Annotated in this window: 10 protein-coding genes; 6 read left to right on the forward strand and 4 right to left on the reverse strand. The window is 55.9% G+C overall.

Features of this window, described 5'->3' with window-relative positions:
* The 3 genes from H9X91_RS13650 to H9X91_RS13660 all read right to left on the reverse strand — a co-directional run.
* Nucleotides 1-968 (reverse strand): tyrosine-type recombinase/integrase (locus H9X91_RS13650; RefSeq protein ID WP_204805799.1); only part of this gene is annotated, 968 nt, incomplete at its 3' end.
* A 127-nt stretch (nt 969-1,095) separates the two neighbouring features.
* The gene (locus H9X91_RS13655; RefSeq protein ID WP_204805800.1) at nt 1,096-1,407 is read right to left on the reverse strand and encodes a DUF6809 family protein; all 312 of its coding nucleotides are present in this window, start codon (nt 1,405-1,407) and stop codon (nt 1,096-1,098) included.
* Between the two features lie 747 nt (nt 1,408-2,154).
* Nucleotides 2,155-3,585, reverse strand: coding sequence for a sigma-54 interaction domain-containing protein (locus H9X91_RS13660; protein WP_243414564.1), 1,431 nt, complete (start codon nt 3,583-3,585; stop codon nt 2,155-2,157).
* Between the two features lie 479 nt (nt 3,586-4,064).
* Between H9X91_RS13660 and H9X91_RS13665 the strand changes: the two genes are divergently transcribed.
* The 6 genes from H9X91_RS13665 (at nt 4,065) to H9X91_RS13690 (ending at nt 10,687) form a co-directional block, all read left to right on the forward strand.
* On the forward strand, nt 4,065-5,369 hold the full coding sequence (locus H9X91_RS13665) for an acetyl-CoA hydrolase/transferase family protein (RefSeq protein WP_204805802.1): 1,305 nt from the start codon (nt 4,065-4,067) through the stop codon (nt 5,367-5,369).
* Nucleotides 5,370-5,375: 6 nt separating this feature from the next.
* On the forward strand, nt 5,376-6,185 hold the full coding sequence (locus H9X91_RS13670) for an enoyl-CoA hydratase/isomerase family protein (protein ID WP_204805803.1): 810 nt from the start codon (nt 5,376-5,378) through the stop codon (nt 6,183-6,185).
* 99 nt (nt 6,186-6,284) lie between these two features.
* Complete coding sequence (dctP, locus tag H9X91_RS13675) at nt 6,285-7,391, forward strand: TRAP transporter substrate-binding protein DctP (RefSeq protein ID WP_204805804.1); 1,107 nt, start codon at nt 6,285-6,287, stop codon at nt 7,389-7,391.
* 123 nt (nt 7,392-7,514) lie between these two features.
* Nucleotides 7,515-8,159, forward strand: a complete 645-nt coding sequence (locus H9X91_RS13680; RefSeq protein ID WP_204805805.1) for a TRAP transporter small permease subunit — start codon at nt 7,515-7,517, stop codon at nt 8,157-8,159.
* 11 nt (nt 8,160-8,170) lie between these two features.
* Entirely contained in the window at nt 8,171-9,466 is a 1,296-nt protein-coding gene (locus H9X91_RS13685) for a TRAP transporter large permease (protein WP_420850744.1), read from the forward strand.
* Nucleotides 9,467-9,571: 105 nt separating this feature from the next.
* On the forward strand, nt 9,572-10,687 hold the full coding sequence (locus tag H9X91_RS13690; RefSeq protein WP_204805807.1) for an iron-containing alcohol dehydrogenase: 1,116 nt from the start codon (nt 9,572-9,574) through the stop codon (nt 10,685-10,687).
* Nucleotides 10,688-11,098: 411 nt separating this feature from the next.
* Here H9X91_RS13690 and H9X91_RS13695 read toward each other — a convergent pair.
* On the reverse strand, nt 11,099-11,367 hold a 269-nt coding region (locus H9X91_RS13695), incomplete at its 5' end, for a site-specific integrase (RefSeq protein ID WP_204805809.1).

Here is an 11,367-nt window from a genome sequence, read left to right on the forward strand (position 1 = left end):
AATCGAACTCTGGGCAACCCCGCCCGCTTCAGCACCCGGTGGAGCATGTGGAGCACGCTGTCCGGTGAGATGGGTCCGCCGGTAGGCGAGGGGAATACCCAGTGGCTGCCTCCCGCTTTTTTCTTCTGCTCTTTCAGGACGGCTATCGTGTCCTCCGCCAGCGGCAGCATCCGGTAGGCGTTCTTCGTTTTAAGCGGTGCCTCCACTACCTCGCCGTTGATCCGGGCAATCTGCCGTTTCACCCGGAGGTTGGCGTGTTTGAAATCGATGTCCTCCCACTTCAGTCCCAGTAATTCACCTCTTCTTAAACCCGTGGCCAGCTCAATGTAGTACATCTCGAACACGCCGCTCTCTTTTGCCTCTCTGAGGAAGGAGGTCAGTTGCTCGACGGGTAGCGTTTTCATCTCGCGATGTTCCAGCTTCGGCAGGGCGCAGCCCTCAGTGGGGTCTGCTACAATCAGCCGTTGCTCTTTGGCCAGCTTCATGGCCGAGGCGATGATTTGATGAATGTTCCGCACGGTCTTGGGACTCAAACCCTTTGCCTGCTTCTTGCTCTCGACTCGGTCAATTCTCCCGCTGGTCAGCAGCTTCTTGTAGAGCTTTTGTAACTCCAGAGAGGTGAGTTTTTCCAGCGGAATCTTGCCGATATTGGGCTTGATATGGTTATTGATGTATCCTCGGTAAGTCTGGTGGGAAGACGGTCTCACTTTGATTTTGGCGTAGTTTTCGAACCATTCGTCCATCCAGGTTCCCACCGTGTACTTCCCGGCTTTGGTCACGTCCAGGCTCTTGGTTTCCTCGATGGCCGCTTTCAGCTTGCTCTTCGCCTCTGTCTGGGTCCGGCCCAAGACGTTCTTGTAGATGGCTTTGCCGGTTTCCGGATCGTACCCGGCGGTGTAGCGGCCCTCCCATCGACCATCTTTTCTCTTTCTGATGTTCCCCTCTCCGTTGGCGCGTTTCTTCGCCATGGCATCCGCCTCCTTTTCAACGACACAACATACCACAGAGAACAGAAATAGCCAGGGGGAACGCCGATAGTTATCAGTTTGTTAAGAAAGAGCTGCCGCCGACAGCCCTTTTTCTTTGAATAGCGTATCAAATTTTGACCTGGGGACACCTCATCTTCGCCCTCTCTGTGGCCCGCTTGTCTTCCTCGTCCTCGAAGCAATACCGTTCCATCTCTCCGGCGATCCCCATGCCCAGCTGAAAACCGGCGATGAAGGATGTCAGAGAAGTTTCTTCCCGCAGTTCATTCTCCAGATCCGCCAGCTGGAGCAAAATCTCCTGGTCTTGCTGGCCTAACCTCGCCTTGATTTCTCTGTAAGCCTGTTCCAATTCCTCCCGGGCTTTTTGAAGCTCCGGCTCCCGGCAGAACCTTGCGTGCAGGGCCTTCATATAGTCGTACATCATACCGCCTCCTTGTCAGCGACATACCATATCACGACGCTGGCTCAATAGCCAGGGGGCACGGCATCTATTATCAGAAAAGTAACAACTTGGCTGTCTGGTTGGGGGCCTTATCTTTGTTTTCAGCGCCGTAATTCCTGAGGGGGAGTCCCTGCCAGAACTGTGTGGCAAAGCAGCAGAAAGCTGTACGTATCCCCGGCCTGACCCCTACTTTTTGTCCATGCCTCTAAGCATTCCGGGAATGTGACCGCAAACGTGATCCCCGCCATCTGTTTTTGACCCCACTTCACAGCCACGTAAAAATCCCCGTAACTGCCCGCACTGCGGGCAGTTGTGACTGGGCAGAGCGGCAGTTTTGACGCCTGCCCTTTATCCTGCTATACTTCCAACCGGTGGGTTCACCCCCGATTCAGGGGGAAAACTGTGCTTCAATGACCGTCATCGACTTTCGTCACACAGCGCCGACAAGGGCTGCAAGCTCCCTTTGGCGGGCCACGGATACCTCCCTGTCCCTATTTGCCGACACGGCCCCTCACACGGCCAAACAGGGGCCGTTTTCCCTCTCTCTGCCCTTCGGCCCGCGGGCCGCTCAAAGTGGGTCCGGGCTTCTGCCCGGATCGCCGGTCATCCGGCGGCGCCAAGTCCGACAACGTCGGACAGGCGCTCTGCTTGCCCCACCTGCCCAAAAACGGGGCCCATATTTCACCTATCCACATTACAGCGGCTGATTTTTATTTCATCAGATTCTCATCTCTCACCCTTCACAGAAGCGGTTTCATATTTCTGCCGTAGCCGCTCCCAATGGCGCAGGAACGTGGTGGGCGGAAGCTTCAGCCGCTCTGCGGCCTTGCGGATACTTCCATACCGCTCGTAGAATGTCTGGAGATACCGCAGTTCCATGCGTTCCAGCATCTCATTCAATCCCGCTTCGGCTGAAACCTCTTGAACAGGCTCCTGACCTACCACATTCATAGGAAGGCTCTCTGGTTGAATCAAGTCTGTGTCCGTGATGATGGCCGCCTGTTCGATGGTATTTTTCAACTGGCGGACATTACCCTCCCACCGATAATTCAGCAATGCGAAACAAGTCGCTGGGGACAGTCTCCGATGAAAGTCGTACTTTTGATTGTAGTAATCCAAAAAATGCTGGGCCAGGGGAATGATATCATTTTTCCGCTTCCGCAGCGGCGGAATATGGATCGGTATGACGTTCAGGCGGTAATATAGATCTTCCCGGAAGCGTTTCTCACGCACCATCTCTTCCAAGTCACAGTTGGTGGCGGCGATCACCCGGATATCCACTTGTACCGGCTCGTTGCCGCCCACGCGGATAAACGAGCGGTTTTGCAAAACATGGAGCAGTTTTGTCTGCATATTCAGGGACAACTCACCCACCTCGTCCAGGAACAGCGTCCCGTGATCCGCCGCCTCCAGAAGCCCAGGTTTTGCTTTGCTGCCGGCGCCTGTGAAGGCGTATCCCTCATGCCCGAATAGTTCGCTCTCAAAGAGAGATTCCGTGATGGCACCGCAGTTGATGGGGACAAACCGCCGGTCGGACCGACTGCTGTTCTGGTGGATAAATCTGGCGATCTCGTCCTTGCCCACGCCGGTCTCTCCCAGCAGCAGTGCCGTTGAGTCCACCTTGGCCACCCGGGTAGCTAAAGCCAGCACCTTCAGCATCTCCTTGTCGGCCACGATCAGTTTGTTTCGGTCGCCCATCCGGGCCTTGATGCTCTCCAGTTCCTGGAGATACTGGTCATTCAGTCCCCGGATCTTGTCAAGTTCCTGCTGCAAGGAACTGATTTCATCCAAATCCCGGTCATTGCAGATATAGAATTCAATCTCACCGCGGCTGTCAAACACCGGTGTGCAGGATACATGTGCGCTGCGTCCCGTACGATAAAAGGTCTGCACAATGGTATGTGGCTTTTTCGTCTTCGCAACAATAGCTCCACAGGACTCGGAGATCAAATGATCTCTCACCAACTGTTCCACCGGAATTCCAACAAGTTCTTCCCTCCGGATCCCGGTGAGGACTTCATAAGCCCGGTTGATCCGCAGTGTCACAAGATTCCGGTCAGAGATCTGGATGGCATCGGTGGAATTCTCGATGAACGCATCTAAAACGCGGTTTTTCTCTTCCAAATTCGCTACTTGATCACGAAGTTTCTGCAGCATCACGTAGACGTCTCTTGTGTTCGTTTGCTTTCGATCCAAAAATGGAACACCTCTTTTCGGTCCTTGTCTTTTGCACCAAAATTTTTCGTCAATAAGCTCCTTTTCTGTGGTTGATATCCATAATATTTTTGCTTTTCTTTTAACAAAACTGACTATAGCATATCTTTGTTGCTTTTTCAAGTTCCGTTTTTGGAACATCACATAAAAGTGTTGTTCTGATTTTGGACCATCAGAGCACGTTTTTTCGGCAAAATATGCAGTCCAGGTCCTTTGGCGATGTGTCTCCCGGGATTTCACCAATTTTTTGAAAAAATGACCCGCTGTGGCAGTAAGGATGTACGGGCCTTCTCTGGGCTTTTGGGGGGTTGGCAAGGATTTTGCTATATAGGCCTGTTGAACGCCGATAGGCGTGCCTGGGCGCAGGCGAACGACTGGACACGCCGCAGCTAAAACATGAGAGATGCAAGGAGGTACACAAGATGGAAGACTGGAAAGCGATCTATGCTTCCAAGCTGACGACCGCCGACGAGGCTGTCCGCCAGATTCCCAACGGCTCCCGGGTCTTTTTCGGCCACGCGGCCAACGAACCCCCCGCCCTGGTGGATGCGCTGGTGCGGAATTATGAGCAGTATAGGGATGTGGAGATCGTCCACTGGGTCCCCATGGGCAAGGGCGAATACTGCGATCCAAAAATGAAAGGGCATCTCCGCCACAATGCCATGTTTGTAGGCCCCGCTACCCGCAAGGCAGTTCAAGAGGGGCGGGCTGACTATACGCCCTTCTTTTATCATCAGTCCACCCGCTTCTTCTCTGACGGTACCTTCCCCATCGATGTGGCGATGGTATCTGTCACTCCGCCGGACAAGCACGGCTACGTGTCTCTGGGTGTCTCTGTAGGCGGCACCAGACCTGCCTGCCTGAATGCCAAGATGGTCATTGCCCAGGTCAACGACCAGATGCCCCGCACGATGGGGGAGTCCTTCCTTCATGTCTCCCAGCTGACCTATTGTGTGGAGGCGTCGACGCCTCTGCCGGAGTTGGGAGGCGGGACGATCGATGAGGTCACAGACGCGATCGGGCGGAACGTGGCCTCCCTGGTGGAGGACGGCTCCACCTTACAATTGGGCATTGGGACGATCCCCGACGCGGTGTTGAAATACCTGGGTGACAAGAAGGACCTGGGCATCCACTCCGAGATGTTCTCCGACGGGGTGGTGGACCTGTATCAGAAGGGTGTTATCACCGGCGCCAACAAGCGCCTGGACAAGGGCAAGATGGTGGCCGCCTTTCTGATGGGCTCCAAGAAACTCTATGACTTCGTAGATGACAATCCGGACGTGCTGATGAAGACGGTGGACTATGTGAACAACCCCGCCATCATCTGCCAGAACCCCAAGGTCGTATCCATCAATTCCTGTCTGCAGGTGGATTTCAACGGCCAGGTGAACTCTGAGTCCATGGGCACCAAGCAGTTCTCCGGCATTGGTGGCCAGCTGGACTATGTCCGGGGCGCTGCGATGTGCCCTGACGGCAAGGCGATCCTGGCTATGCCATCCACCGCAAAGCACGGCGAGGTGTCCCGCATCGTCCCGGTGTTTGAGCCCGGTACCACCGTGACCACCACCCGTACTGATGTCCACTACATCGTCACCGAGTATGGTGTCGCAAATCTGAGAGCGAAGAGCCTGCGTGAGCGGGCCCGGCTCCTCATCAACATCGCTCACCCCAAGTTCCGGGATCAGCTATGGGAAGCTTATTATGAGCGTTACGGCAAGGAGGACTGAACGAATATGTCTGCAAAAAATATCGAGATTGTCAATGGCCACAAACTGGAAAAGGTCTTTCTCTCTGTGGAGGACCATATTGCCGTGATGACACTGCACAACCCTCCGGTGAATGCGGCGGACGGCGTGGTGCAGGAGGAGATCCTGCTGCTGTGCGACTACATCAACCACGAGGATGACATCTGGGTCTGCGTCATGCACTCCGACATCAAGACTTTCTGTGTCGGTGTGGATATCAAGCGGTTCTACCAGAGCATCCTGGACAAGGATGTCACCAACACCCAGGAGGTCTATTACGACGGTGCCCAGGCGCTCTATGAGCTGCGGGTGCCTCTGATCTGCGCGGTCCACGGCCACTGCCTTGGCGGCGGTGTGTGCTACCCCGCCGGAGCGGATATCTCCATCGCCGTGAAGGGTACGCTCTTCGGCGCGCCGGAGGCCAAGCTCAGCGTCGTGGGGGGCAGCGCCCATCTGGCCCGTATCCTGCCTCCCCAGATCCAGCGGGACATGAGCTACTGCGGCACCTTTATCACCGCCGAGGAGCTCCACGACAAATACGGCGGTGTCACCATGGTGGTGGATACGCTGGAGGAACTGATGCCCGCCGCCATGGATAAGGCCAGGGAGCTCTGCAAGCGCGGTCCTCTGGTGCTGCGGTACCTGAAGGCCTGCATGAACGAGCAGGAGGACTTCCAGATCCACCGTAAGGATGAGTTGGAGGTCACCTATACCCGCTATATGGCGCGCCACGCAGATTTCAAGGAAGGTGTTTCCGCGTTCCTCGAGAAGCGGGAGCCGCAGTATAAAGGAGAGTAATACAACGTTTTTGCGGTCCAAAGATTGACGCATACTATCCTCAAAAGGTATCGTAAAAAGTGCCCCTACCCACAATCTATCTTTTTTAGGAGGTCGACCATGAAAAAGAACTTTAAGAAAGCTCTTGCAATCCTGCTGGCCCTGTGTACGGTTCTTACCCTGCTGACCGCCTGCGGTGGAGGAAGCACCGCCGGAGATGCCGCCGGGGGAGATGCTTCTGATGGCGGTGGCTCCAGTGTTCCCAGCGGTGAAGTGATCACATGGCGTCTTCAGAGCAACTATGCTCTGGACTCTCTGGAGGGCGACATGGCGAAAAACCTGAAAGAGTCCGTGGAGCGTGCCACCAATGGCCGTCTGCAGATCGAGCTGTACGAGCCGGGCGCTCTGTGCCAGGCATCTGATATCGTCACCTATCTATCCCAGGGTGCTTTCGATTGCGCCGTGATCTTCGGATCCACTTACGCCGGCGTGCTGCCTGAGGCGGATCTCGGCACTGGCATTCCTTTTGCGTGGGAGAGCTCTTCCGAGATTTATGACGCCATGGAGAACTACGGGCTTCTGGAAGTCATCCAGGAAGCCTATAGTGAGCTGAACATTAAGTACTATTGGAATGCACACGAGCCCAACTACAACACCCTGTGCAACTTCTATGTGGACAGCATCGATGACTACGCCGGTAAAAAGATCCGTGCTCTGGGCGTCTGGGGCGACTACTATGCCGCCATCGGCGCCGCTCCCGTCAACATTCCCGGTACCGAGGTCTATCAGGCCCTGCAGCTGGGCACCATTGACGGCGCGCACTATGGCTGGTCCTCTCTGAGCGACGCCAACAACATCCGCGAGGTCGCCCAGTATGCCATTCTGCCCTCTCTGTGCTACTGCCAGATGGCTACCGTCGTGAATCAGAGCAGTCTGGATGCCCTGCCTGACGACCTGCGTGAGACAGTGGACGAGGTCATCCGTCTGTGCAACATCGGCGTGATCGGCCAGGACCATGTGGCAGGCACTGAAAAGAGTGTCCGCGACGCCGTCCAAGGCGATTATGTGGAACTGGTGGAACTGCCCGACGATGTTGTGGCTGAGCTGCGTGAAATCGCCATCACCGAAATTTGGGAAGATTTGGCGTCCAAGAGCGAGCGCATGGCCCGCGGCATCGAGATCATCAAGCAGCAGAGCCGTGACTATGGACGTCAGGTGGATTACTGATTGGACGTGACCGCGCACATCCTTTGACCGGCAGGGCGGGCCAGTCCCGCCCTGCCACTCCCCGAGATGTCCACACGGAGTGGGTCTGTCTGCGCTGCTCCGCTAAAGAGAAAGGAAGATAGAATGAGCGTGTTGCTGAAAATATCGAACGGGATCGATACCGTCAACAAGGCCATCGGCAAGCTCTTCGCGTGGATCTTGCTCCCGATGATCTGCCTGACGGCGATTGAGGTCTTTCGCCGCTATGTATTGAACTCCCCAACGATCTGGGCATGGGAGCTGATCATCCAGATGTGGGGCCTCATGCTGATGGCTTGCGGCGGCTATTGCTACTGGAAGGGCGGCTTCGTCAGAGTGGACGTAGCCTACACCCACTTCCCCATGAAGGTTAAATATCTGATCGGCGCTATCACAGCCATCCTGGCCATGGTTTGCATGGCGTTGGTATTCAAGTTCGGCTGGGATTTGTTCTATGCCTCTTTCATGCGCAACGAGCGGATTGGCTCTGTGTGGGCTTCTCCTATGTGGACCATCCGCTTCTGGGTTCCCCTTGGCTCTGGGTTGATGTTTCTGCAGGCAATCAGTGAGCTGATCAAGAACATCGCCGCTCTGATGGGGAAGCTCGAACTCACCAGCAACTCCGACGAGGTGGCTGAGGCAGTGGAGTCTGTGATGTCTACCGAACATCTCCTCCAGGAGGAAGCCAAGGAAGCCGAGGAAATTATCGAAGAGAACGTTTCCAAAGATGAAGAGGAGGGTGACAAATGAGTCCTGAGATCATGATCTTGTTGGTCGGTCTGGTGGTCTTGATGGCCGTTGGCATACCGATCACCTTCGCGCTGATGAGCGTGGCCTCTGTCATCCTGATCATCTTTTTCGGTCCTGCGCAGATGAACGTTCTGAACGCAGCCTTCGTCAACCAGATGCAGTCAGAGTCGCTGCTGGCCATTCCGATGTTCGCACTGATGGCGTCGTTCCTGCAGACATCCGGCATCGGAAGCGATATCTATGAGTTCTTCCACAAGTGGATGGGCGGCATCAACGGCGGTCTGGCCATGGCCACCGTTGCTACCACTGCCGTCATCGCCGCCATGAGCGGTGTTGCGGCCACTGCCACCATCATGATGGGCCTCATTGCCCTGCCGGAAATGCTCAACCGAGGCTATGACAAACCTCTGGCCACCGGCCCTGTGCTGGCAGGCGGCTGCCTGGGTCCCATCATTCCGCCTTCAACCATCATGATTATCATGGCTTCCTACACTGGCGTCTCCGCCGGCTGGCTGTTCGCCGGCGGTGTTATCCCCGGGGTAGGACTGGCGATCCTGTTCATCATTTATATCGGCATCCGTTGTGCGATCAACCCCAAACTGGGGCCCGGCATCCCTAAGAGTGAGCGTCCTTCCTGGGGTGAGAAGTTACGCGTATTTCGGAAGGTCATTGCTCCTATCGTCATCATTGTCTTGGTCCTGGGCTGCATTTACGCTGGCGTTGCTACGCCTACGGAAGCTGCTGGTGTCGGTGCCTTTGCCTCTATGGTATACGCTCTGATCACCAGAAAACTCAACTTCAAAAACCTGAGGGGCTCTCTGATCCAGACTATGGAGGTCTCCGCCATGTTGATGTGGATCCTCATGGGCGGCGCGGCTTACAATTCCCTGGTGAATATCACCCGGCTGTCCGACGTGGTGGCCGCCGCCTTCCAGAGCGCGCATCTGGATGGCCTGCCCCTGATGCTGCTGATCTTCGCGCTGTTCTTTGTGATGGGCATGTTCCTGGACACCACTCCCATCATCATGATCGCGATCCCGATCCTGCTGCCCATCATCCGGTCCTCCTCACTGGATGTGAACGCTACGATCCTGATCTTGTGCATCACGCTGTGCCTGGGTCAGATCACCCCGCCTTTCGGCATCAACATGTTCTATCTGCAGGGTGTGGCGCCTCCGGGCATCGACACCAAGGTCATGTACAAAGCGGTCATTCCTTACGTGATCATCTTCACGGTCGCGCTTCTCTTTATGATGATCTTCCCTGAACTGATTGTGATCTTCCCCAACGCCGCGATGGGATACTGAATCTTCCTTTTTCTTACCCCCTTATCTGCGCGGGAGACTGCTGCGGCAGCCTCCCGCGCCCCTTCCCCGCCCCTTGAGCGGCCCTTTCACAAGATAGGAGGTCCCATGAAACAGTTTAAATTGTGTGCGACGCTGCAATTTTACGACACGTTCCAGGAATTCCTGCAGGAACATTCCTTCGGCATGGGAGATCTGTTTCTCATCAATCAAAGTCTTTACGACCGGTTTTTCCGTTCAGTCCCGCCTCCATGCCCGGTACTGGTCACCAGCACATATGGCTCTGGCGAGCCCACGACGGATCGGGTGGACCGCATACGCGCGGACATCCCCTGGGATACCCGTCGAATCATCGCCGTTGGCGGGGGGACTGTTATTGACATCGCCAAGATGCTGACGCTGCAGGCACCCTCCGGTCACACCGCAGCCCTGTTTCTGGGACAGGATGCCCCTGTGCGGCGCTATGAACTCTATGCGGTGCCGGCGACCTGCGGCACCGGCTCCGAGGTGACAAACGCATGCGCGGCAGAGATCTCCGGGCTCCAGATGAAACGCGGCCTGAACAATGATCTGATGTTCCCTGCGGTGTCCGTCCTGATCCCGGAGCTTTTGTGGGGGCTGTCCTTCCAAGTGTTCGCGACATCCTCCATCGACGCGCTGATTCACGCAGCAGAATCCTTCCTGAGTCCTAAGGCCACACCGCACTCCCTGCTTTTTTCCCGTGAGGCAATCCGCCTGCTGCTCTCAGGATACCGCTATCTGGTCGGCACCGGACAGGCGATGTGGACCCGTTATGCCACGGATTTCCTTTTAGCGTCCAACTATGCAGGGATCGCCTTTTCATCTGCGGGGTGCGGACCTGTTCACGCGCTCAGTTATCCGCTCGGTGGCGGATATCATATCCCACACGGCGAGGCGAATCAACTGGTATTTGCGGATACGTTTTGTCTATACCGGGAAAAGTCTCCCGGTGGCCGGATGCGTGAACTTGAAAAACTGCTGGCCGAGACGTTGGACGTCTCGGCATCCAGATCGCTGGAGGCTTTGTTTGCTCTCGTGGATCAAATTCACCCGCGTAAGCCGTTGCGGGACTATGGGATTAAAGCCGAAGAGCTCCCGGTGTTCGCAACCCGGGTGATGAAAGAGCAGCAGCGGCTCCTCTCCAACAGTTATGTCCCGTTCACCGTTAGCGAATTGGCTGGGATTTATCAGGCGGCATACTAACACCCTGTCTTGCACTTCGCCGGGCGATCAGATGTCTCTGACCCAAACCCTGACCCATTTTCCGCAAAACCGCCCCGGAGCGGAGAGGGCCGACCTTCGGGTTTTGGGCCATTTCGGGCCTGAAAAGGCCTGGAAAGCACTGCGCCGCAGCGGATGGAGAAACCGACGACAGCTCATAACCCGGAGGTCGTTGGTTCAAGTCCAGCCCCCGCAACCACAAAACCGTCTGATTTCGCAAGAAATCAGACGGTTTTTCTTTACTTTTTGTCTCAAAAAGTTTTCAGAGAAATTATGCGATTTTGCAAAATTTGCAGTTGACCCAAACCGTGACCCATACGGGTCAAAAAATCGGCCCGGAGGCGGTGTTTCCGCCTCCGGGTCTTCGTTCTTTTTCGAGAAATTTTTGCTCACTTACAGCGCCGCCGTCAGGACCTTCTCCATGGTCCTGGCCGCCTCTTTCTGGGCTGCCGTAGTCACGTGGGCGTAGGTGTCCAGGGTGAACCCTGCCGAGAAGTGGCCCAGCATCCCGGACACCGTCTTGATGTCTACCCCGTTCTGGATGGCCAGCGTGGCGAAGGTGTGCCGGAGGTCGTGGAATCGAACTCTGGGCAACCCCGCCCGCTTCAGCACCCGGTGGAGCATGTGGAGCACGCTGTCCGGTGAGATGGGTCCGCCGGTAG

Origin of the sequence: Oscillibacter valericigenes (genome assembly GCF_016902445.1) — a bacterium.
Classification (GTDB): domain Bacteria; phylum Bacillota; class Clostridia; order Oscillospirales; family Oscillospiraceae; genus Oscillibacter; species Oscillibacter avistercoris.

Coding starts and splice junctions, on each gene's coding strand:
- H9X91_RS13690 (WP_204805807.1), top strand. CDS start 9,572: ATGAAACAGTTTAAATTGTGTGCGACGCTGCAATTTTACGACACGTTC.
- H9X91_RS13665 (WP_204805802.1), top strand. CDS start 4,065: ATGGAAGACTGGAAAGCGATCTATGCTTCCAAGCTGACGACCGCCGAC.
- dctP (WP_204805804.1), top strand. CDS start 6,285: ATGAAAAAGAACTTTAAGAAAGCTCTTGCAATCCTGCTGGCCCTGTGT.
- H9X91_RS13680 (WP_204805805.1), top strand. CDS start 7,515: ATGAGCGTGTTGCTGAAAATATCGAACGGGATCGATACCGTCAACAAG.
- H9X91_RS13670 (WP_204805803.1), top strand. CDS start 5,376: ATGTCTGCAAAAAATATCGAGATTGTCAATGGCCACAAACTGGAAAAG.
- H9X91_RS13660 (WP_243414564.1), bottom strand. CDS start 3,585: ATGCTGCAGAAACTTCGTGATCAAGTAGCGAATTTGGAAGAGAAAAAC.
- H9X91_RS13685 (WP_420850744.1), top strand. CDS start 8,171: ATGATCTTGTTGGTCGGTCTGGTGGTCTTGATGGCCGTTGGCATACCG.
- H9X91_RS13655 (WP_204805800.1), bottom strand. CDS start 1,407: ATGTACGACTATATGAAGGCCCTGCACGCAAGGTTCTGCCGGGAGCCG.